Source organism: Motilibacter deserti (assembly GCF_011250635.1).
Taxonomy (GTDB): Bacteria; Actinomycetota; Actinomycetes; order Motilibacterales; family Motilibacteraceae; genus Motilibacter_A; species Motilibacter_A deserti.
The window spans coordinates 333,616-356,584 of record NZ_JAANNP010000002.1 but is presented as its reverse complement, the minus strand read 5'-3'; the positions used below and the strand labels follow the sequence as shown (position 1 = coordinate 356,584).

Sequence of the window (22,969 nt, the reverse complement as noted above, 5' to 3'; positions counted from 1 at the left end):
GCACGCAACGTCAACGTTGTGTGCCGGATGCCGCGCCGGGGCATCCGCGAGCCGTGCCGTGCCGAACCGGAGGTGTGCAGAACGCCCTCCTTCCGGCCTGCCCGGCCGCGGCCGCGCCTCGTTCCGCGCCCCGTTCCGTGCCCCATTCCGAGGCCCGGGGACGCCACCGGTGACGGCCCTCGCGCCCAGCCCCGCGCACATGCGCCCGGGGCGGGCCCCCTCCGGCCCTGCACCGGCGGGCCCGGCGCCCGGCGGCTCGCCGCGTGGGACCGCGCGACGGGACCTCTTCCTCGTCCTCGCGGTGAGCGCGGCCGCCGGCGTCGTGTCGGCGATCGGGCTGGCCAGGGCTCCCGCACGCACGTCCGCCGAGGGAGCGCTCGCCGCCTCCGCGTACGCGGTCGCCCAGGGGGACGGGCTCGGCCCTGGCCGGCTCGACGCCCCGCCGCTGGCGGCGCTGCAGGTAGGTGGGTGGGAAGCGATCGCCTCGGCCCTGCCCGGCTGGGACGGAGCGCTCGGCGCAGGCCGCGAGGCGCTGCTCGTGCTCCACGTGGCGGCCGTCGCGCTCACCGTCCTGCTCGCCCGCCGGGTCGGGCTGCCCCGCGTCGCGGCACTCGGCGCCGGCCTCGTGCTCGCCCTCTCCCCGCTCGCGGTCGAGGAGTCGCGGCGGGTCACGGCTGCCGGGGCGGCGACGCCGTGGATGCTCGTGGCGCTCGTCCTCGCGGCCGGGCAGACGCGCCTCCCGCTCCGGCTCGCCGCGTCGGCCGCCGCGCTGGCGGTCGCCGTGCTCACCGCCCCGGTCACGGTGCTCGCCGTCCCCGTGGCCGGCTGGCTCGCCTGGCGCGCCGCTGGCCCCGGCCGCCGCCACGTCCTGCTCGTTCCCACCGCCGTCCTGCTCGCCGCCGGCGGCGGCTACGCGGCTGCCGCCCGCGCCTACTCCCTGTGGCCTCGGGGCCGGCAGGGCTGGCCCTGGCCCGCACCGGGCGCCGAGGGGCTCGGCGCCGGCCGGGCCCTCGACGGCGTACGCGAGTGGGCCGCAGCAGACCCCGTCCTCGCCGTCGCGACGGCAGTGGCAGCGCTGCTGGCGTTGCGCGCACGTGACCTGCGCCCGCTGGCCGTGCTCCTTTCCGTGCTGCTGCTCGTGCCCTTCACGACGGGCGCGCCGCCGGCGCACGTCGTGCCGGCCCTGCCCGTCGCGGCCGTCCTGGTGACCGGCGTGGTCGTCGCCGAGGCGCGCCGGGCCCGGCAGCGCCCGGACCACGCGGCGGGCCGCTGGCTGCCAGCGCTCTGCGTCGGCTTCGCCGCCTGCCTGGCGGTGCTCGCCGCCGCGGTCAGCTGGGCCCCGGCCCTGCGGACGCTGCTGGACGGCGACGCCGACGCGGCGTACCGCTCGGCCGCGGCCTGGGTCCTGTCCGACCTTCCCCCCGACGCCCGCGTCGTCACGGACGAGGCGCTGCTGCCCGAGCTCGTCGCGGCCGACCGGCCCGGGGCAGTGGCGGGCTACGCCGACGTGGACGGGAGCGACCGGGATGCGCGCAGCTGGCGCGGCTTCGACGCCGTCGTGGTGACGCCCGCGCTGCGGGCCAGGCTCGCGTCAGCCGGCCCGGCGGGCGCCACCGGCACCGTCGGGACACCGGTGAGCGCCGAGAACGCCGCGGCCGACATCGGCGTCCTCGCCGCGGTCCGCAACTCGAGCCTGCTGGCCGTCTTCGACAGCTCGGACGGCCCGGTAGAGATCCGCCGTATCGAGGCGTCCGGCAGCACCGCGGCGACCGACGCCCAGCGCGCGGACACCGCAGCCCGGGTGCAGGCCGGCTCGGCGCTCGCGCAGAACCCGCGGCTGGACGCACCGCCCGCCGCACTGCGGGCCCTGGCCGCCGGCCGCGTCGACAGCCGGGTGCTCACCGTGCTCGCTCTCGCCCTCGGCGAGCAGCGACTACGGCTGGCCGGGTTCCCCTCCGCCCCCGGCGAGCCCGCGACGGCACCGGCCCGCTCCATGACCGTGACCGCGGTCGACGGCCGGCAGGTCGCGGGGCAGACCCCCGCCACGCGTCGCCTGCTCGACGTGCTGCGCGCTCAGCCGGCGCCGTACTCCCCCCGGCTCGACCTCGCCGCCGGCCGCTTGGTCGTGACCTTCGCCGCACCGAGCCCGCTCGGGCTGCTGCCGCCCCCCGACGACCCCACGGACGAACCCGACTTCGGCTTTTCGCCAGCGACCCCCACGGAGGACTCGTGACCACGCACCCGCTCCCCCCGACCGTGCGCCGCCGCGTCCCCCGCGTCGCCACGCTCCTGCTCGCCGGAGGCCTCGGCGTCGCCCCGCTGGCCGTTCTCGCGCCGGCCTCGGCCGCACCGGCGGCAGGGACGGCGTGGCTGCGGCTCGCCCACCTGTCGCCCGACACCCCCGAGGTGGACGTCTACCTGGCGCCGTTCAACGGGAGCGCCAGGCCGGTGGTGCTGCGCAGCGTCGGGTACGGCGACGTCAGCAAGTACCAGGCGGTGCCGGCGGGGACGTACACCGCGACGATGCGCTGGGCCGGGGCGGCGGGCGACAGCACACCGGTGCTGTCCGCGACCGCGAAGGTCGGGGCGGACAAGGCTTACACGGTCGCGGCCGTCGGGCTGAAGGCCGACCTCACGACCAAGGTGCTGAGCGACGACCTGATCGCGCCGGCGGCGGGCAAGGGGCGCGTCCGCCTCATCCAGGCCTCCACCCGGGCGGACAGCGTCGACGTCCGGGCCCAGGGCGGCCCGCTGCTCGCCCAGGACACGGCCTTCGGGACCTCCACCGGGTACGCGACGGTCCCCGCCGGCCGCTGGACGCTCCGCGTCACCCCCAGCGGCGGGAGCGCCAAGCCGCTCACCACAACGGTCGACGTCCCGGCCGGGCGGGTGAGCTCGGTGCTCGTGCTCGACGGCAAGGGCGCGGGCACGCTGCGGGTCGCGGCCGTCGTGGACAGCGAGGGCTCGGCGGCGATGCCCAAGGGCGGGGTGAACACCGGCTACGGCCCCAGCCTGACGGGCGCGGCGCTGCCCGCCCCCGGCTCCGAGCCCGCTGCCGGAGCCGGCGGCGGGCCCGCCACTCCGGCCGGCATCGCCACGCTCGCCGGTGCCGTGGCACTCGGCGGCGCCCTCGTGCTGACGCGCCGGCGCCGTCCGGCCACCGGCCTGCGGCGGTCGTGACGGGCCGCCACCGGGCGTCGGCTCGCGGCGGGACCGCCGTCTCGGGTCCCGGCGGCACCCGTGCCCGTGCCCGCAGGGGCCGAGCCGGCGCGTGCGGCGCGGCCGGGGTGTCCACGGTCGTCGGGCTCGCCCTGGTCGCGGCCGGCTGCGGCACGGACGGCGGCGCGGCGCAGCCGTCCGCGGGCGGGGCGGCGTCGAGCCCGACGATGACCGCCCCGACCGCCGCCCCCACGCCGGCGCCCGACAGCGGCCCGGGGCTCGGCAGCGGCCCGGCGCTCGATCCGACGGGCCCGGCGGCGCTGCCGACGCCGACGCTGCGGCCCACGCGGCTGCGCGTGCCCCGGCTCGGCATCGACGTCGCGCTCGACCGGTTGGGCGTCGACGAGCGGGGCGAGCTCGCCAGACCGCCGCACTGGCAGCGCCCCGGCTGGTACGCGGACGGCGCGGTCCCCGGTGAGCAGGGCCCCGCGGTCATCGCCGGGCACGTCGACTCGCCCTCCGGCCCGGCGGTCTTCTGGCGGCTCGCGGATCTGCGTGCCGGTGACCGGGTGACCGTGACGCGGTCGGACCGTTCGACGGTCACCTTCCGGGTGACGAAGACGACGCAGTACCCGCAGGACCGGTTCCCGACGGCCGCGGTCTACGGGCCCACGCCCGGCCACGAGCTGCGGTTGATCACCTGCGCAGGCACGTACGACCACGCCGCCGGCCGCTATCGCGACAACCGGGTCGTGTTCGCCTCCGCCGACGCCAGCGCCTTCGGTGGGGCGTGACCGCGTCCGCCACGTGGCACCGCTGCGACTGCACCGCAGCGCGCTCGGGCATGATCGGGCGGTGACCGCCTCCGCCCGCTCCGGCCCCCGTCCGACCGCCCCCGGGCGGAGCCGGGACGAGCCGGCACTGTGGCCGGGCTCCCCGTCGCCGCTCGGCGTCACGTGGGACGGCGAGGGCGCGAACGTCGCCGTCTGGTCCGAGCACGCCGACACGCTCGAGCTGTGCGTGCTCGCGGAGGACGGGATCGAGCGCGCCTTCCGGCTTCGGGAGCAGGTCTACGGCGTGTGGCACGGCTACCTGCCGAAGGACGTCCTGGCCCTCTCCCCCGGCACCCGCTACGGCTTCCGGGCCTCGGGGCCGCACGCGCCCGAGGCCGGGCACCGGTTCGACCGGGGCACGCTGCTGCTGGACCCGTACGCCCGGGCGCTCGACGGCCCCCCCGACGCCCCCGTGTCCGTGGTGGCCGACACGGCGTACGACTGGCAGGGCGACACCTCGCCGCGGGTGCCGTGGTCGGACACCGTCGTCTACGAGCTGCACACCCGCGGCTTCACCCGGCTGCACCCGGACGTGCCCGCCGAGCTGCGCGGGACGTACGCCGGGCTGGCCCACCCCGCGGTCGTCGAGCACCTCGTCGGACTCGGCGTCACCACGGTCGAGCTGCTGCCGGTGCACCACTTCGTCAGCGAGCCCTTCCTGCGCGAGCGCGGCCTCGTGAACTACTGGGGCTACAACTCGATCGGCTTCTTCGCCCCGCACGGCGCCTACTCGAGCTCCGGCACCCAGGGGCAGCAGGTCCGCGAGTTCAAGGACATGGTGCGGGCGCTGCACGCCGCCGGGCTCGAGGTCGTGCTGGACGTCGTCTACAACCACACCGCCGAGGCCGGTGGCGACGGGCCGACGCTGTCGTTCCGCGGCCTGGACAACGCCGCCTACTACCACCGGCACGGCGCGGCCTACGCCGACTACACCGGCTGCGGCAACTCCGTCGACGCCTCCCACCCGCAGGTGCTGCAGCTGATCCTGGACTCGCTGCGCTACTGGGTCGAGGAGATGCACGTCGACGGGTTCCGCTTCGACCTCGCCCCGACGCTCAGCCGGCGGCGCGGCGGGGACGTCGACCTGGAGGGCGCGTTCCTCACCGCGGTGCGCCAGGACCCGGTGCTGCGCGACGTGAAGCTCGTCGCCGAGCCGTGGGACGTCGGCTGGGGCGGCTACCGCGTCGGTGAGTACCCCCCGCCGTGGGCGGAGTGGAACGACCGCTTCCGCAATGGCGTCCGCGACTTCTGGACGCAGCGGTCCTGGGGCGTACGCGAACTCGCATACAGGCTTTCTGGTTCCAGTGACGTCTACGGCACCCGCCGACCGCTGGCGTCGATCAACTTCGTGACGGCGCACGACGGCTTCACCCTGCGGGACCTGGTCTCCTACAACGGCAAGCACAACGACGCCAACGGCGAGAACGGCCGCGACGGGACCGACGACAACCGCTCCTGGAACTGCGGCGTCGAGGGCGAGACCGACGACCCGCAGGTGCGCGCGCTGCGCGGGCGCCAGCAGCGCAACCTGCTCGCGACGCTGCTGCTCTCGGCCGGCGTGCCGATGATGACCGCCGGCGACGAGATGGGCCGCACGCAGGGCGGCAACAACAACGCCTACTGCCAGGACAACCCGGTGTCCTGGGTGGACTGGGCGCTCGACGACGACCAGGCCGCGCTGCTGGGCTTCACAAAGCGCCTGCTGAAGCTGCGGCGCGACCACGTGGCATTGCGCCAGGAGCACTTCTTCGAGGGGCGCCCGGCCGAGCCCGGCGGGCCGAAGGACGTCGCGTGGTTCGCACCCGGCGGCAGCGAGATGCACGAGGCCGAGTGGTTCGACCCGCACGCGCGCACGCTCGGCATGCGGCTGTCGGGCCGCACCGTACGCCGGCGCGGGCCGCGCGGCGAGCGGCTGCAGGACGCGACGTACCTCCTGCTGCTGCACGCCGGCGACGAGCCGCGCCGCGTGCAGCTGCCGCAGACCGGCAGCGCGTCGACGACGTGGACGCTGGTGCTCGACACGGCCGACGACGCCGCGCACGGCGACGAGCACGAGGTCGGGACGTCGCTCGTCCTGCAGGGCCACAGCGTCGTCGTGCTCTGCGCCGACCCGCCGCCGTCCGCCTCCTGATCCCCCGCCCCACCCCCACCACCCCCCAGCCCTCCCGCTGATCAAGCACATGTGGCGAGTTGTCCACAGGCCGCGGCCCGGGACAACTCGCCACGTGTGCACGATCGGCGAGGGCGGGGTCAGCGCAGCGGCGGAGCGCCCTTCGCCAGGCCCTCGGAGACGACCGCGTTGGCGACGAGGCCGAGCTCGGCCGGAGCGGCGGCCAGCTTCGTCGACGGCAGCACCCGCACGGTGTAGCCGAACGCGCCGGTCCGCTCCAGCGTCAGCTCGCCGTCGTAGCGGTGGCGCCCGCCTTCGTACGCCTCGGCGTGGTCCAGGGTCAGCGTGGCGGTGTCGGTCAGCTCGTCGCCCTCGTCGACGCGGCCGTGCACGAGCTGCACCTCCACGTCGCCGGGCTGCAGCGCGCCGATGGAGACGAACGCGCGGATGTGCAGCACGGCCCCGACCTCCGGCGCGTCGCCGACGCCCTCGGACTCGACGTGGTCGACGCGCACGCCGTCCCACGAGCCGCGCACGCTGCGCTTCCACTCGGCCAGCACCTTCGCGCCCTTGAGGTCCTCGCCGAGGCCGTGGACGGAGGTGGCGGCGGGCAGGTAGAGCTGGTTGACGTAGTCCTGGACCTGTCGGCTGGCGAGCACCTTCGGGCCGAGCGACTGCAGGGTGTGGCGCACCATCTGGATCCAGCGCTGCGGGACGCCGTCGTGGCCGCGGTCGTAGAACCGCGACGCGACCTGGGTCTCGATGAGGTCGTAGAGGCCAGCGGCCTCGAGGTCGTCACGGCGGTTCGGGTCGTTGACGCCGTCGGCCGTCGGGATCGCCCAGCCGTTCTCGCCGTCGAACCACTCGTCCCACCAGCCGTCGAGGATCGAGAGGTTGAGCCCGCCGTTGAGGGCGGCCTTCATGCCCGACGTGCCGGACGCCTCGAGCGGGCGGAGCGGGTTGTTGAGCCACACGTCGGTGCCGGGGAGCAGCGTCTGCGCCATGGCGATGTCGTAGTTCGGCAGGAAGACGATGCGGTGGCGCACCTCGGGGTCGTCGGTGAACCGGACGAGCTCCTGGATGAGCCGCTTGCCGCCCTCGTCGGCCGGGTGCGCCTTGCCCGCGACGATGATCTGGATCGGCCGCTCGGGGTGCAGCAGCAGCGACTTCAGGCGCGCGGGGTCGCGCAGCATGAGCGTCAGGCGCTTGTACGACGGCACGCGCCGCGCGAAGCCGATCGTCAGCACGTCGGGGTCCAGCGCGGAGTCGATCCAGCCGAGCTCGGGCTCGCTCGCGCCGCGCTCCAGCCACGAGGCGCGCAGCCGGCGACGGGCGTCGGTGACGAGCTTCTCGCGCAGGGTCCGGCGGACGCCCCACAGGTCCGAGTCCGAGAGGCGGGACAGCCCCTCCCAGTCGCGGGCGCCGCCGGCCTGCTCGGCCGCGTCGAGCGCCTCGCGGGCGACCCACGTCGGCGCGTGCACGCCGTTCGTGACCGAGGTGATCGGCACCTCGGAGGGGTCGAAGCCCGGCCAGAGCCCCGAGAACATCCCGCGGCTGACCTCGCCGTGCAGCAGGCTCACGCCGTTGGCCCGCTGGCCGAGGCGCAGGCCCATGACGGCCATGTTGAACACGCCGGGGTCGCCGCCCTCGTAGGTCTCGGCGCCGAGCGCGAGGATCCGGTCCAGCGCCTCGGGCGGGGCGAGCGGCCCGGAGAAGTGCTGGGCGACGAGGTCGCGCGGGAAGCGGTCGATGCCGGCCGGCACCGGGGTGTGCGTCGTGAAGACCGTCCCGGCGCGGACCGCCTCGAGCGCCTCGTCGAAGCTGAGCCCTGCGTCGGCGACGAGCTCGCGGATGCGCTCGATGCCGAGGAAGCCGGCGTGCCCCTCGTTGGTGTGGAAGACGTCGGGAGCCGGGGCGCCGGTGATGCGGCTGTACGCCCGGAGCGCGCGCACCCCGCCCATGCCGAGCAGCAGCTCCTGCAGCAGGCGGGTCTCGTTGCCGCCGCCGTAGAGGCGCTCGGTGACCTGGCGCTCGGCGGGCTCGTTGGTCTCGATGTCGGAGTCGAGCAGCAGCAGCGGGACGCGGCCGACCTGGGCCACCCAGACGCGGGCGTGCAGCGCGCGTCCGCCCGGCAGGTCAAGAGTGACGACGAGCGGCGAGCCGTCAGGCTCGCGCAGCACCGAGATCGGCATGCCGTCGGGGTCGAGCACGGGGTAGTGCTCCTGCTGCCAGCCGTCGCCGGAGAGCGACTGGCGGAAGTAGCCGGACCGGTAGAGCAGGCCCACGCCGACGATCGGCACGCCGAGGTCGGAGGCGGACTTGAGGTGGTCGCCGGCGAGGATGCCGAGGCCGCCGGAGTACTGCGGGAGCACGCTCGTGATGCCGTACTCCGGGGAGAAGTAGGCGATCGCCGCGGGGACCGAGCCCTGGCCGTCGCCGCCGAGCGACTGGTACCACCGCGAGCCGGTGAGGTACTCGCGCAGGTCCGCAGCGGCCTCGTGCACGCGACGGACGAAGCCCTCATCGCCCGCCAGCTCGGCGAGCCGCTCCGGCGCGAGCGCGCCGAGCAGCGCGACCGGGTCGTGGCCGACGGCCTCCCAGGTCGCCGGGTCTGCGTCGCGGAAGAGGTCCTGCGTCTCGGGGTGCCAGGACCAGCGCAGGTTCATCGACAGCTCACCGAGAGGCGCCAGCGCCTCCGGAAGAACGGTGCGCACGGTGAAGCGGCGGATGGCTCTCACGTTGATCCCTCACTCGTCAGCGGCTACTGGCCTGTTCAGCATCTCTGCGTCTGCACTGCATCGGACGACCCGTCCGCTCATCCTTCCCACCTCTCGGTCGCCGAGCAAACCCGCTCCGCATCCGTCCGGCTGCCAGCCGCACGCGGAGGAGGCGTCGTTCGACGATCACGGACAGTTCAATGCTGATCACAGACATGGTCCCGCAGGCGAGTGTGCCGCTGCGCCCGCCCCGGCCCGCCCCGCCGTCCGGCGACGTGCCGAGGCGGCGGGACGGGTCCGGCGGCTAGGAGAAGATGATCGGCGACGGGCCGATCGGGGTGCCCAGCGGCACGTCGGTTCGGCTGCCGGACACGGACGCCGCGGTCAGCTGCTCGAGCGTCCCCATGACCGTGATCTGCGGCGGGGTGTAGTCGTTCATTGCTCTCCCTCCACTGCGGGTGGCGGCGGTGGCGGCGGCCAACGCCGTACGCGCCCGCTTCCGCCCCCGCCACGACGGCAAACCGCGTTCGACAACTGCTCACGGCGTCTTAACGACGCCGTCGCCCACGTGTCGGAGCGATGACGCGAGTTGATCCGCCCGACCACGCGCGGCACGGGTCACCACGCGGAGCGTCAGCGAGAGGGCAGCGACGCCGGGACGCGGAGGGGGCACCGGATAGGTGATCTCCGGCTGCACCTGGGTAGGTTCGCCCTCGATGACCGGACGCATCCCCATCAGCAACGTCCAGCCCGTCGTGGCATGTGGCAGATACCCGGCCAAGGCGGTAGTGGGCGAGCGTTTCACCGTGTCGGCGACGGTGTTTCGCGAGGGGCACGACGCCGTAGCAGCCAACGTGGTCCTGCGGGACCCCGATGGTCGGAAGGGCCCATGGACACCGATGCGCAAGCTCGGCCCGGGCATCGACGTCTGGGAGGCCGAGGTAGAGCCGACCAGCGAAGGGCGCTGGAGCTTCGCCATAGAGGCGTGGAGCGATCCCTACGAGACGTGGCACCACGACGCGGGGATCAAGGTCCCCGCGGGCCTCGACGTGGAGCTGATGCTCGAGGAGGGCGCGCGCCTGCTGGAGCGGGCCGCGAAGGTCGCTGGGCGCTCGGCCACGGGCAAGCGCGCGCTGACCGACGCGGTCGCGGCGCTGCGCGACGCCGACCGGCCCGTTGAGGCGCGCTACGCCGCGGCCACCGCGCCGGAGGTGACGGCGACGCTGGCCGAGCTGCCGCTGCGCGACCTCGTCACCTCGACCGAGCGGTTCCCGCTGCAGGTCGACCGGGAGCGGGCGCTCTTCAGCAGCTGGTACGAGCTGTTCCCGCGCTCGGAGGGCTCGAGCCTGGGCGGCGACGGCGAGCCGGCGCGCTCGGGCACCTTCCGGCAGGCGGCCGAGCGCCTCCCCGCGATCGCGGCGATGGGCTTCGACGTCGTCTACCTTCCGCCCATCCACCCCATCGGCTTCACCGCGCGCAAGGGGCGCAACAACACCCTCGACCCCGCGCCGGACGACCCCGGCGTGCCGTGGGCGATCGGCAGCCCCGCGGGCGGGCACGACGCCGTCCACCCCGACCTCGGCACGATCGAGGACTTCGACTCCTTCGTCGCCCGGACGCGCGAGCTCGGCATGGAGGTCGCGCTCGACCTCGCGCTGCAGGCCTCGCCGGACCACCCGTGGGTCAAGGAGCACCCGGAGTGGTTCACGACGCGCGCGGACGGCACGATCGCGTACGCCGAGAACCCGCCGAAGAAGTACCAGGACATCTACCCGATCAACTTCGACAACGACCCGCAGGGGATCTACAACGAGGTCCTGCGGATCGTCCGGCACTGGATCAGCCACGGCGTGCGGATCTTCCGCGTCGACAACCCGCACACCAAGCCGGTCAACTTCTGGGAATGGCTGCTGGGAGAGGTCCGCAAGACCGACCCCGACGTGCTCTTCCTCGCCGAGGCTTTCACCCGGCCGGCGATGATGCACGAGCTGGCCAAGGTCGGCTACCACCAGAGCTACACCTACTTCACCTGGCGCACCTCGAAGCAGGAGCTCGTCGACTACCTCACCGAGCTGTCGACGGAGACGGCGCACTTCTACCGGCCGAACTTCTGGCCGAACACGCCGGACATCCTGCACGCCTACCTGCAGTACGGCGGGCCGGCGGCGTTCAAGATCCGCGCGACCCTCGCGGCGACGCTCACGCCGTCGTACGGGATCTACTCCGGCTACGAGCTCTACGAGCACGTCGCGGTGCGGCCGGGCAGCGAGGAGTACCTCGACTCGGAGAAGTACCAGTACCGCCCGCGCGACTGGGAGGCGGCCGAGCGGGAGGGGCGCACCCTCTCGCCGTACCTCACGCTGCTCAACCGGCTGCGCCGCGATCACCTGGCCCTGCAACGCCTGCGCGGCCTGCGTTTCCACGAGACCGACTCCGAGCACATCCTCGCCTACAGCAAGCGGGTGGTGCGCGCCGACGGCTCGGACGACACGGTCCTCGTGGTGGTCAACCTCGACCCGCATTCGGTCCGGGAGGACACCGTCCACCTGAACATGCCCGAACTCGGCTTCGGCTGGGACGACCACTTCGCCGTGCGTGACGAGATCACGGGCGAGACGTTCTGGTGGGGCCAGCACAACTACGTCCGGCTCGACCCCTACACCGAGCCGGCCCACATCCTGACCGTGCGGAAGGTCTGACCCCGGGTGACCGACATCGCCATCGAGCAATACAGCGACAAGCCCGAGAGCCAGCGCGACCCCTACTGGTACAAGCGCGCCGTCTTCTACGAGGTCCTGGTCCGCGCGTTCAACGACGGCAACGGCGACGGCAGTGGGGACCTCGCCGGGCTTACGGAGAAGCTGGACTACCTGCAGTGGCTCGGCGTCGACTGCCTCTGGCTGCCGCCGTTCTTCCAGTCGCCGTTGCGCGACGGCGGGTACGACGTCTCCGACTACACCGACGTCCACCCCGACTTCGGCACCATCGGCGACTTCGTGGGCTTCGTCGACGCGGCGCACGCCCGCGGCATGCGGGTGATCATCGACTTCGTCATGAACCACACGTCGGACCAGCACCCCTGGTTCCAGGCCTCCCGCACCGACCCCGACGGGCCGTACGGCGACTTCTACGTGTGGTCGGACACCGACCAGCTCTACCAGGACGCCCGCATCATCTTCGTCGACACCGAGACGTCGAACTGGACGTTCGACCCGGTGCGCAAGCAGTACTTCTGGCACCGGTTCTTCTCCCACCAGCCGGACCTCAACTTCGACAACCCGCGGGTCAAGGAAGCCGTCATCGAGGCGCTGCGCTTCTGGCTCGACCTCGGAGTCGACGGCTTCCGCCTCGACGCGGTGCCCTACCTCTACGAGCGCGAGGGCACCAACGGCGAGAACCTCCCCGAGACGCACGAGTTCCTCAAGCAGGTGCGGGCCGAGGTCGACCGGCTCTACCCGGACCGCGTGCTGCTGTGCGAGGCGAACCAATGGCCGGCGGACGTCGTCGAGTACTTCGGCGACGACGACGAGTGCCACATGGCGTTCCACTTCCCGGTCATGCCGCGCCTGTTCATGGGCGTGCGCCGGGAGTCGCGCTACCCCATCTCCGAGATCATGGCCCAGACGCCGTCGATCCCCGAGCACTGCCAGTGGGGCATCTTCCTGCGCAACCACGACGAGCTGACCCTCGAGATGGTGACCGACGAAGAGCGCGACTACATGTGGGGCGAGTACGCCAAGGACCCCCGTATGAAGGCCAACATCGGCATCCGGCGCCGGCTCGCGCCACTGCTCGACAACGACCGCAACCAGCTCGAGCTGTTCACGGCGCTGCTGCTGGCCCTGCCGGGCTCCCCCGTCCTCTACTACGGGGACGAGATCGGCATGGGCGACAACATCTGGCTCGGTGACCGCGACGGGGTCCGCACGCCGATGCAGTGGACGCCGGACCGGAACGCCGGCTTCTCCAAGGCCAACCCGGGCCAGCTCTACCTGCCGATCATCATGGACCCGGTCTACGGCTACCAGGTGACCAACGTCGAGGCGCAGATGAGCGCCTCGACCTCGCTGCTGCACTGGACGCGGCGGATGATCGCCGTGCGCAAGCAGAACCCCGCGTTCGGCCTGGGGACGTTCACCGACCTGGGCGGCACGAACGGCTCGGTGCTCTCGTTCATGCGCGAGTTCGGCGACGACGTGGTCCTCTGCGTCAACAACCTCTCGCGCTTCCCGCAGCCGGTCGAGCTCGACCTGCGCAAGTGGGACGGGTGGCGGCCGATCGAGCTGCTCGGCGGCGTCGCCTTCCCGCCGATCGGCGACCTGCCGTACTTCCTGACGATGCCCGGACACGGCTTCTTCTGGTTCCGGTTGGCCAAGCCCGAGGAGAACGTATGAGCGTGACTCCGGAGCTGCTGCAGGAATGGATGGGGGCAGCCCGCTGGTTCGGCGGCAAGGGCCGCGACTGGCGCGTCACCGCGGTCAGCTCGCTCGGCGAGCTTCCCGCCCGCAGTGGGCCGATCCGCCTGCTCGTCGCCCGCGTCGAGTACGCCGGGGGCGAGGTGGAGTCGTACCAGGTGCCGCTGGCGCTGCACGAGCACCGCGTGGACAACCTCGACCGCGCGTTCGTCGGCGAGGTCGTGGAGGACGGCACGACCTGGTATGCCTACGACGCGCTGCACGACCGCACGGCCACGGCGCTCCTGCTGCAGAGCCTGCGTGACGGGGCCACGGTCGGCGACGTCTCCTTCACCCCGCTCAAGGGCGTTGAGGACATCCCGGCCGACGTCAGCTCGCGGGTGCTGACCGGGGAGCAGTCGAACACCTCGCTGGTCTACGACGACTCGGCGATCCTGAAGGTCTTCCGCAAGCTCGCGCCCGGGCTGAACCCCGACATCGAGATCCACGAAGCGCTGCTCTCGGTCGGCTGCGAATACATCGCTCCGCCGCTCGGGCACATCTCCGGGCGCTGGGAGCACATCCCGGGCGAGGTCGTCGACGGCAGCCTGGCGATGCTGCAGGCGTTCCTGGCCAACGCGAACGACGGCTGGGGCCTGGCCCAGGCCAGCGTGCGCGACCTGTTCGCCGAGGGGGACCTGCACGCGGACGAGGTCGGCGGCGACTTCGCCGGCGAGTCGTTCCGGCTCGGCGCCGCGACCGCGCAGGTGCACGCGGACCTGGCCCGGGCGCTGCCGACCGGCACGTTCGGGCCGGACCGGCTGGGACCGCTCGCGTCGGCGATGAACGCGCGTCTCGAGCTCGCCGTGCGCGAGGTGCCGGAGGCCGCGCAGTACGCGCCGGCGCTGACCGCCGCGTACGAGGCGCTGGCGGCGCGGACGGAGCCGGTGCCGGTGCAGCGGATCCACGGCGACTACCACCTCGGCCAGGTCATGCGGACGCCCACGAGCTGGCGGCTGCTCGACTTCGAGGGCGAGCCGGCCAAGAGCCTGGCCGAGCGGCGCGCGACGGACTCCCCCGTCCGTGACGTGGCCGGGATGCTGCGCTCGTTCGACTACGCCGCACGGCACCAGCTGATCGACCGCCCCCGGGACCCGCAGCTGGAGTACCGCGCCGAGGAGTGGGCGCAGCGCAACCGCTCGGCGTTCTGCGACGGGTACGCCTCCGTCGCCGGCGCGGACCCGCGCGCGGACGCCGGGCTGCTGCTGGCGTACGAGACCGACAAGGCCGTCTACGAACTGCTCTACGAGGCGCGGAACCGCCCGTCGTGGGTACGGATCCCGTTGTCTGCAATCGAGCGTCTGTCCGCGGCCGCTGCCGCGGACGCTGGAGGAGCACCGTGACCGACGTGAGCGCGACCCCGACCCCCACCCCGGTGAGCCGCGAGGAGCTGGACCGGCTCGTCGGAGGCGCCCACCACGACCCGCACAGCATCCTCGGCGCGCACCCCGGCAAGGGCGGCGTCACCGTCCGGGTGCTGCGGCCCTGGGCGCGCAGCATCGCCGTGGTGACGGCGGACGGCTCGCACGAGATGCAGCACGAGCACCGTGGGGTCTGGACCGTCGTCCTGCCCGGGAGCGACGTGCCGGACTACCGGCTCGACGTGACGTACGACGAGGGCGGGCCGCAGCGCGTCGACGACGGCTACCGCTTCTGGCCGACGCTCGGCCAGGTCGACCTGCACCTGGTCGGCGAGGGCCGGCACGAGCAGCTCTGGACCGTCCTGGGCTCGCACTGCCGCACCTACGACTCCCCCATGGGCCAGACGCAGGGCGTGTCGTTCGCGGTGTGGGCGCCGAACGCGCAGGGCGTGCGGGTCGTGGGCGACTTCAACGGCTGGGACGGCACGGCCTCCCCCATGCGCTCGCTCGGCTCGTCCGGCGTGTGGGAGGTCTTCCTCCCCGGCATCTGGAACGGCGCCCGCTACAAGTATGAGATCCTCGGCCGGGACGGCGTGTGGCGGCAGAAGGCCGACCCGATGGCGTTCCACACCGAGGTGCCGCCGGCGACCGCGTCGGTCGTCTGGACCGGCGACTACGAGTGGCAGGACGCCGACTGGCTCGCCAAGCGTGCCCAGACGTCCGTGCACACGGCTCCGATGAGCACCTACGAGGTTCACCTGGGCTCGTGGCGGCAGGGGCTGTCCTACCGCGAGCTGGCCGAGGAGCTCGTCGGCTACGTCAAGGACATGGGCTTCACCCACGTGGAGTTCATGCCGGTCGCCGAGCACCCCTTCGGCGGGTCGTGGGGCTACCAGGTCTCCTCCTACTTCGCCCCCACGTCGCGCTTCGGCAACCCCGACGACTTCCGCTACCTCGTCGACAAGCTGCACCAGGCCGGCATCGGCGTCATCGTCGACTGGGTGCCCGGGCACTTCCCCAAGGACGACTGGGCGCTGGGCCGGTTCGACGGCACCCCGCTCTACGAGCACCCGGACCCGCGCCGCGGCGAGCAGATGGACTGGGGCACCTACATCTTCAACTTCGGGCGAAGTGAGGTTCGCAACTTCCTCGTCGCCAATGCGCTCTACTGGCTCGAGGAGATGCACATCGACGGCCTGCGGGTCGACGCCGTCGCTTCGATGCTCTACCTGGACTACTCGCGCAAGGAGGGCGAGTGGCTGCCGAACCAGTACGGCGGCCGCGAGAACCTCGAAGCGGTGGCGTTCCTGCAGGAGACCACCGCCACGGCGTACCGGAGGAACCCGGGCACCGTCGTCATCGCCGAGGAGTCGACGGCGTGGCCGGGCGTCACGCAGCCGACCTACGCGGGCGGCCTCGGCTTCGGCTTTAAGTGGAACATGGGCTGGATGCACGACTCGCTGTCGTACATGCACCAGGAGCCGATCTACCGGCAGTACCACCACAACGAGATGACGTTCTCGATGGTGTACGCCTACTCCGAGTCCTTCGTGCTGCCCATCAGCCACGACGAGGTCGTCTACGGCAAGGGCTCCCTACTGCGCAAGATGCCGGGTGACCGGTGGCAGCAGCTGGCGAACGTCCGGGCCTACCTCGCCTTCATGTGGGCTCACCCGGGCAAGCAGCTGCTCTTCATGGGCCAGGAGTTCGCGCAGGAGTCCGAATGGTCCGAGGCGCGCAGCCTCGACTGGTGGCTGACGGACAACCCCGACCACCAGGGCGTCCAGAAGCTGGTACGCGACCTCAACCGCGTCTACCAGGAGACGCCGGCGCTGCACGAGCTGGACAACGACCCCAAGGGCTTCCGCTGGATCGACGCCAACGACGCCGCAGGCAACACGTTCTCGTTCCTGCGCTACGACTCGCAGGGGCGGCCGGTCGCGGTCGTGTGCAACTTCTCCCCCGTGCCGCACGAGTTCTTCCGCATCGGGCTGCCGCAGGCTGGGCGGTGGGAAGAGGTCCTCAACACCGACGCCGACGTCTACGCGGGTAGTGGGGTCGGGAACGCCGGGGCCGTCGAGGCGGTCGAGGAGCCGTGGCACGGGCTGCCCGCGTCCGCGCAGCTGCGGGTGCCGCCGCTCGGGACGGTATGGTTGCGGCTCCCATGAGCCCTGCAGACGCGTCCGACACGAGCAACGGGCGGGCGGTCGGCTCGAGCAGCCGCCTCCCGCTCGACCTGCTCGTGTGGGACGCGCCGAACATCGACATGACCCTGGCCCAGGTCACCGGGACCCGGCCAGGGCCCGAGTCGCGCCCCCGCTTCGACGCGGTCGGGCGCTGGCTCGTCCGCGCCGCTGAGGACCGCGACGTCGAGGCGACAGTCTTCGCCAACGTGCCGCCGCAGAACGCGGTGAACATGCGGGGGTGGGTGGAGACCCTGCGGGCCTTCGGCTTCGCGGTCTTCGCCCGGCCCAAGCTCGCGCCGTCCGACGACGTCGACGAGTCGATGCTCGACCACATCGCGCTGCGGGCGAACGAGCGCCGGCTCACCCGGCTCGTCGTTGCCTCCGGCGACGGCCGCAACTTCCGTGAGCCGCTCGAGGACCTCGCGCGCGACGGCGTCGAGGTCGTCGTGCTGTCGTTCGCCGAGATCGCCGGCTACGCGCAGGAGTCGGACCTGCTGCAGTTCGTGGACCTCGAGGACGTGCCCGGGGTCTTCACGGTGCCGCTGCCGCGCACGCGCCTGGACGCGCTGCCGCCACAGGGGGCGTGGCTGGCGCCGACGGGGAGCTTGCGGGACCTGTAGGCGCGGTCGTTGCTCAGCGGGCGTACGCGACAGTGCGCACCGACACGAGAGCCACCGTGGGCAGCAGATTGGACAAAGTCACGGTCCCGTCGACCGCCACGGGCACCTCGAGAACCTGCGTGCCGGCCGACAAGGGCTGGGCGGATTCGGAACCCTTGACCTGCACGGCCACGGGACCCCCCATGCCACTTGTCGTGACCTCGATCCTTACGCTGCGAACGCCGTTGCTCGGCAGCCCATCTCTACCGAACAGACTGAAACCAACACTGCCTCCGGCTGCCAGCAGGGCGGAGCGCGACGCCCCGTTGACTGATTGCCATGTGGCCGTTGGGGTTGTGATGGGGCTCGTCGGCAGAGGACTCGGCGTCGGGGTCACCGGCGTCGGAGTCGCGCCGGTGCCGCTGGGGGGTGTCGGCGTACTCGACGGGGTGGTGGCCGGGGCGCGATCGGCCACGACAACCGGACCGAAGTACAGAACGTGCGTGACCGGCCAGGTGTTAGCGCGGTAGATCCCCTGCTTCAGGTACAGCGGATCCGGTCGAACGCTGCCGTCGGCGGCGGTGTACGTGTCCATGGTCGCCACGTTGGTACGGGCAAGGGCTGGCTTTCCGTCACGGCGTACCTCGACCCAGCCCACCATGGGGTCCGTCGACAGCCTCATTCCAACGGTCAACTCGGTCCAGGAACCGCGCGCGATGGCGCCCAAGTTGCCGTCGTTGGGGATCTTGAGGCTGTTGGTGCGCGCACCTCCCAGCCGAAGGTTGTTGCGCTTGATCTCCAAAGCCAGCGGCGGGGAACTGCCGCGGAACCCCTTCCACTGCGTCAGAGTCAGCCACGTGGCGTCCGTAGCCGCCTGGAAGTCCGCCGGCACGTAGAGGCTGAAGGTGTACCAGCGCTCGGCCCCTACGGGATCGGGCCACTGCTCAGCGGGGGTCGTACTCATCGGCGTCAGCGGCGTGCGGCCGTAGACCTCCGCCCTGTTCGCCAGGTACCCGCCTGTGTCGGTGACGTCGCCGTCTTGCCGCCCGGCCGTTGATTCGTACGGTCGAAGCTCCACCCTCATGACAGGCCCGGTCGGCTTGTACGTGCCGCTGCCGGGCACCGCGCAGCTGCCGACCAGACGAACGCGATCTGTTTGCAACGGGCCGGTCAGCCCGAGTCGTGGCTCCTGCTCGGCCACCCACGTCCCCCCAGTGACCACTGCCGTGGAGCTCAGGGTCGGCGTACACGCTGCCGCCCGTACTCCGGTTCCCGCTGACGCGACCAGCATGAGCGTCGCCAGGCCGCCAGTGAGAGCCACAGCCCGTTTGGCTCCGAGATGCAGACCACCAGCGAGGCGCGAGCCGTCGCCGTCGGTGTGGGTCTCGTTGCTCTCCGGGAAGGGAACCACAGAACCTACTTTCCGGCCGGCTCGCGGCACTAGAAGGTGCGGCTGAGTTTCTGGATGAGGCCCCCGTGCTGACTAGGTGCCGATCATGGCGCTGTCGAGCTCGCACCGAGCCAAGAACGCGGCAGATCCATCAGGGGGATGTAACCGGAGCAACGCCGCACCAGCAGACATTCCCGGCGGCCGGTGCAGGTTCTCCTCGTGTCTTCACTCGTTCCAGCAGCACGCCAGACCGACACGGCCCGCACAGGCGCCGACGTGGGCAGTGATTGCCGGGCGCTGGCGACGTCGAGGTCCTACCGGAGTCGCCGACGAAGCGGCGCCGGCACCACTGACGCCCGTCGTTCCCCTGCCAGCACACCAAACGGGACGATGCACCACGTGATCAGCGGCCTGCTGCTGACGGCTACGGTGCCACCGGCCGGTGTTCCGGCGCTCGTAGACGAGGACCCGGGCCGACTGCACGCCGACTACCTCACAGCCCTTATGGCAGCCGTGCGCCACCTCGACCAGAAGTCGTGTCCGGGCTCGTGATCGCCGAGCAGTTGCTACGCCACGTCCTCGTACCGTTGGCCGACGGCGAGCGGGCCGAAGTACAGGACGTGCGTTGTGTTCCACTTCAAATCGCGGTAGATGCCCTGTTTGACGTAGATGGGGTCGACCGCCCCGTCGCCGACGCCCTTGTAGTTGTCCATGGTGGCGAGCGCCACCCGGGGAAGGGCCTGCTTACCGTCGCGATAGACCTGGACCCAGCCGCGCTTGGCGTCGGACGACAGCCGCATACCCACCACCAGGCGCGTCCAGGTTCCCTTGGCCAGCGGGCCGAGGTTGCCGTCGTTCGGGACGAGCCCCTGATTGGTCCTGGCGCCGCCCAGCCGTAGATTCCCACGCTTGACCTCCAGGGCCACCGGCGGAGAGCCGCCGTAGAGCCCCTTCCACTGCATCAGCGTGAGCCAGGTGGTGTCGGTCGCGGTCTGGAAGTCGCTCGGCACGAAGAGGTTGAAGGCGTACCAGCGCTCAGCGCCCACCGGGTCGGGCCATTCGGACGCCGGCGTGCCACCCAGCGAACCGGTGGGAACGCGCCCGAACACTTCGGACCGATTGGCGATGTGCCCACCGGTGTTCGTGACGTCACCGTCGACCTTGCCGGGAGCGCTCTCGAACGGCCGCAGCTCGACCCGGAGCGCGCTCCCGCTGGGCTTGTACGCGCCGGCTCCCGGGACGTCGCAGCCGGACACGACGGTGATCCGATCGGACTGGACCGGCCCTGCGGCGCCTCGGCTCGGCTCCTGCTCCGCGGCCCAGATGCCGTCCGTCGTCGATCGTACGCGGTCGTAATCCGCCGTGAAGAGCGCCGATTTAGTCGCGGCGCAGGGCTCAGGCGGGGGGGCGACGGGGCCGCCGGTGGCTTGAGCTGAGGTCACCGCGAAGAGCGCGGCAGCGCCGACCCCGACGAGAGACTTCGGCCGAAGAAGACGCACTCTCACTCCCGAGAACCATGTCGTCCAACGCAGCGGATCTTGCTGAGTTGGACTTCGACGTGGTTCGGATGCCCCGAAAGAAGCCGAACGGGTGATCGCCTCACCCGTATGTGTTCCGCCGGAGGCAGGCCCGGTAACGAGATCCGGCTCCAGCTTCCTCCTCGCCCCAGGAGCGCTCGCGGCGCGGAGCAGGCGTGATTGGCCCCCGTGCGGGCGACGCTCGAACGCGTGCCCCTCCCGATGAATGGCGGACGCGCTACCTGACGAACCCTCAGGTCCGGCCGGGCGGAGGGTCACCGCCTCGCTCGGCCTGCCTGCGCCTTGGCCTGCGGCACGACTGCAGCGGCGAACACCTCGGACAGCTGGCTCGCGACCACCCGGGACTCGAACTCGGCGACGACCGTGGCGCGCCCGGCCTGCCCGAGGCGATCCCTCAGCTCCCGGTCCAACGCGAGGCGACGCAGGCCGTTGGCGATCCCGTCGACGTCGCCGGGCTCGACGACCAAGCCGTTGTGCTCGGCCCTCACGAGCTCGGTGATGGCTCCGGCCGTCGTCGTCAGCACCGGCACGCCGCTCGCCATGGCCTCCATGAGGACTACGGGCACGCCCTCGGTGTAGCTGGGCAGGCAGAATACGTCCGCCCGACGGTAGTGACCGGGAAGCTCGTCTTGCCCGACCGGCCCGGCGAACTGCACCGCGTCGGCAAGGCCCAGCTGCTCGGCCTGCCGCTGCAGGGACTCCAGCAGCTGCCCCTCCCCGACGAGGACGAGACGCATCGGCAGCCTGTCGCGGGCCGCTGCGAAGGCGGTCAACAGGTCGTGCGGCGCCTTGGCCGGCACGAGCCTGCCGACGAAGAGCACGCGCGTCGTGCCGTCAGTGCCGGACTCAGGGCAGCTCTGGGCAGGAGTGTAGGCACCCGTGTCGATGCCCATGTGGACAACGCTCGCCCGCCCGGCGATGTCCGGCCCCACCCCCGCGACCACCTGATCCCGACAGCCCTCGCTGATACACACCACGCGGCTGACGTTCGTGAGCTGGCGTCGGAGAAGAGCGGCAGCGGTCCGTGCCTCGTCGTCCTCCAGCCCCAGCCCGTGCGCCTCGGGGCGGTGGATGGTGAGACTCCACGAGTAGAGCCCTCCTGCGCAGTTGCCCATGCGCACCGCGAGGTGAGCCACCGACGCGGCGTTGTTGGCGAAGTGCACGTGCACGTGGGTGATCGACCTGGACTGCAGCTCACCCAGAAGAGCACACGCCTCGGCGAAGTACGCGACTCGCAGCAGGAGGGCCCGCGGCGAGGTACCTCCCGGAAGCCGCAGGGCAGCGATGAGCCCGACGGCCGCGGCCCGCGGGCTCCGCGCCAGGACGGAAAGGGCTCCACGAGCCAGGCGCGGGACCCGGAGCAGCACGGTCGTGCGGGCCGCCTCCTCACGGTCTGTCGCGGTGAGCAGCTGGTGCTCTAGGGCCGGCCGGACGCTGAACGTCTCGACGGCCGTGCCCAGCGCGCGCAGGGAGCGGATCTCACGCTCGATGAACGCGTGAGACAGGGCCGGGTACTGCGAGACGAGGTACCCCACGCGAAAAGCGGGCGCCTCGGTCTCGGCGAACGGCTCGGACCTCATCTCAGGAACCCATCCCGGCCGCCTCGGACGGGTTCCTCCGCCGCCATTCCTCCGCAGTCCTGCTCTCCCACCGCGCGATGGCGCGGCCCTTGCCCAGGAGCAGGGACTCCCGCTGGAAGCGGCGTACCTGCCGACGGAACTGCACGTCGTCGTGGCGAGGCATGCGCGACGCGGCCGCCGCTGCATAGCCCGCCATCATGTGCAGCGACCCCGAGACGTAGGGCTGGACGCGCAGCCGCAGGACCGCGCTGGCCAACACGTACGGCAGCGATGAGCCCATGAACCACTGACCCCTACCGTGTCGGCGACGTCCTCTGAGGATGCTGCGGTCGCTGGACCCCATGGCCCGCAGGTGCTCGAACGCGACAGCCTCGGTCCCGACCGCCCGGGAGCGCCACCCCAGCATGCGCGAGGTGTGGCAGTCGATGCCGTCCCACATGAGCTCCGGCACAAAGCCACCGACCTGCTGGAACGCAAGCACGCGGTAGAACTTCGCCATCCCGACACAGTTCTCGTCGCCGCACGGTTCCCAGACGCGCTGGCCTTCGGCCCCGTGGTAGTACGGCTTGCCGCTCACAGACGCCAGCCGCGGATCCTCCTCACAGAGGTCCATCATCGTGGCGAAGTAGTCCGCGGGCAGGACGAGGTCGAGGTCGAGCTTGCACACGTAGTCGTAGTCATCGAGGCTCACGGTCTCCAGGCCGGCGTTGAAGGCGTGCACGACGCCTGACCCGAGCTTGCGCTCGCCACGGTCCTGTCGTGTCACGATCTCGATGAACGGCCGCTCAGCAGCCAGCGCCGAGAGCAGTTGAGGCGTCTCGTCCTGGGAGCCGTCGTCGACGATGACCCAGCGAGCCGGCAGCTCGGACTGTCCGAGCACCGACTCGGCGGTCCGCATCAGCAGCTGGGCCTCATCACGACAGGGGCTGATCAGGCAGTAACGCCGGCCAGAAGCCACGACGTCCTCCTTGTGCTTATCGAAGTCGACTTGACGGGGGCCGGCTGGACGTCTGGTTGCGGCATCCGAGGTACTCCTCGGCGG

Annotated in this window: 15 protein-coding genes; 9 read left to right on the top strand and 6 right to left on the bottom strand. The window is 72.1% G+C overall.

The window, feature by feature from the left end; all coding sequences use genetic code 11:
- Window positions 1-169 precede the first annotated feature (169 nt).
- The 4 genes from G9H71_RS06630 to glgX all read left to right on the top strand — a co-directional run bounded on the left by G9H71_RS06630 (window position 170) and on the right by glgX (window position 6,123).
- Window positions 170-2,233: a thioesterase domain-containing protein gene (locus G9H71_RS06630; RefSeq protein WP_166279892.1), complete on the top strand. Its 2,064-nt coding sequence runs from the start codon at window positions 170-172 to the stop codon at window positions 2,231-2,233.
- On the top strand, window positions 2,230-3,180 hold the full coding sequence (locus G9H71_RS06625) for a DUF4397 domain-containing protein (protein WP_166279890.1): 951 nt from the start codon (window positions 2,230-2,232) through the stop codon (window positions 3,178-3,180). Before G9H71_RS06630 ends, G9H71_RS06625 begins: the two co-directional genes overlap by 4 nt.
- A gap of 107 nt (window positions 3,181-3,287) precedes the next feature.
- Window positions 3,288-3,953 (top strand): class F sortase, encoded by a 666-nt coding sequence (locus G9H71_RS06620; protein WP_331272797.1) that lies wholly within the window; start codon window positions 3,288-3,290, stop codon window positions 3,951-3,953.
- Window positions 3,954-4,014: 61 nt separating this feature from the next.
- The gene (glgX, locus tag G9H71_RS06615; protein ID WP_166279886.1) at window positions 4,015-6,123 is read left to right on the top strand and encodes a glycogen debranching protein GlgX; all 2,109 of its coding nucleotides are present in this window, start codon (window positions 4,015-4,017) and stop codon (window positions 6,121-6,123) included.
- Between the two features lie 119 nt (window positions 6,124-6,242).
- Here the strand turns inward: glgX and glgP are convergent, their stop codons facing one another.
- Both glgP and G9H71_RS24420 read right to left on the bottom strand, forming a co-directional pair.
- On the bottom strand, window positions 6,243-8,840 hold the full coding sequence (gene glgP, locus G9H71_RS06610) for an alpha-glucan family phosphorylase (protein WP_166279880.1): 2,598 nt from the start codon (window positions 8,838-8,840) through the stop codon (window positions 6,243-6,245).
- Between the two features lie 283 nt (window positions 8,841-9,123).
- Window positions 9,124-9,258, bottom strand: a complete 135-nt coding sequence (locus G9H71_RS24420; protein WP_269204522.1) for a hypothetical protein — start codon at window positions 9,256-9,258, stop codon at window positions 9,124-9,126.
- 277 nt (window positions 9,259-9,535) lie between these two features.
- Between G9H71_RS24420 and G9H71_RS06605 the strand changes: the two genes are divergently transcribed.
- Genes G9H71_RS06605 through G9H71_RS06590 form a run of 5 tightly spaced genes read left to right on the top strand, consistent with a single transcriptional unit; the run spans window position 9,536 to window position 17,440 of the window.
- Window positions 9,536-11,518 (top strand): alpha-1,4-glucan--maltose-1-phosphate maltosyltransferase, encoded by a 1,983-nt coding sequence (locus G9H71_RS06605; protein ID WP_166279875.1) that lies wholly within the window; start codon window positions 9,536-9,538, stop codon window positions 11,516-11,518.
- A gap of 6 nt (window positions 11,519-11,524) precedes the next feature.
- On the top strand, window positions 11,525-13,213 hold the full coding sequence (gene treS, locus G9H71_RS06600) for a maltose alpha-D-glucosyltransferase (RefSeq protein WP_166279872.1): 1,689 nt from the start codon (window positions 11,525-11,527) through the stop codon (window positions 13,211-13,213).
- The gene (locus tag G9H71_RS23500) at window positions 13,210-14,616 is read left to right on the top strand and encodes a maltokinase N-terminal cap-like domain-containing protein (RefSeq protein WP_231134279.1); all 1,407 of its coding nucleotides are present in this window, start codon (window positions 13,210-13,212) and stop codon (window positions 14,614-14,616) included. Before treS ends, G9H71_RS23500 begins: the two co-directional genes overlap by 4 nt.
- Window positions 14,613-16,802 (top strand): 1,4-alpha-glucan branching protein GlgB, encoded by a 2,190-nt coding sequence (gene glgB, locus G9H71_RS06595; RefSeq protein ID WP_331272796.1) that lies wholly within the window; start codon window positions 14,613-14,615, stop codon window positions 16,800-16,802. Before G9H71_RS23500 ends, glgB begins: the two co-directional genes overlap by 4 nt.
- Window positions 16,799-17,440, top strand: coding sequence for an NYN domain-containing protein (locus G9H71_RS06590; protein ID WP_166279869.1), 642 nt, complete (start codon window positions 16,799-16,801; stop codon window positions 17,438-17,440). The genes glgB and G9H71_RS06590 overlap by 4 nt, the downstream gene beginning before the upstream one ends.
- 13 nt (window positions 17,441-17,453) lie before the next feature.
- Here G9H71_RS06590 and G9H71_RS06585 read toward each other — a convergent pair whose 3' ends face one another.
- The 4 genes from G9H71_RS06585 to G9H71_RS06570 form a co-directional block, all read right to left on the bottom strand.
- Window positions 17,454-18,620: a heparin lyase I family protein gene (locus tag G9H71_RS06585; RefSeq protein ID WP_166279866.1), complete on the bottom strand. Its 1,167-nt coding sequence runs from the start codon at window positions 18,618-18,620 to the stop codon at window positions 17,454-17,456.
- A 755-nt stretch (window positions 18,621-19,375) separates the two neighbouring features.
- A complete protein-coding gene (locus tag G9H71_RS24415; protein ID WP_166279863.1) occupies window positions 19,376-20,065 on the bottom strand; it encodes a heparin lyase I family protein in 690 nt (229 codons plus the stop codon).
- Between the two features lie 536 nt (window positions 20,066-20,601).
- Entirely contained in the window at window positions 20,602-21,927 is a 1,326-nt protein-coding gene (locus G9H71_RS06575; protein WP_166279860.1) for a glycosyltransferase family 4 protein, read from the bottom strand.
- A 1-nt stretch (window position 21,928) separates the two neighbouring features.
- On the bottom strand, window positions 21,929-22,885 hold the full coding sequence (locus G9H71_RS06570) for a glycosyltransferase family 2 protein (protein ID WP_166279858.1): 957 nt from the start codon (window positions 22,883-22,885) through the stop codon (window positions 21,929-21,931).
- Window positions 22,886-22,969 lie beyond the last annotated feature (84 nt).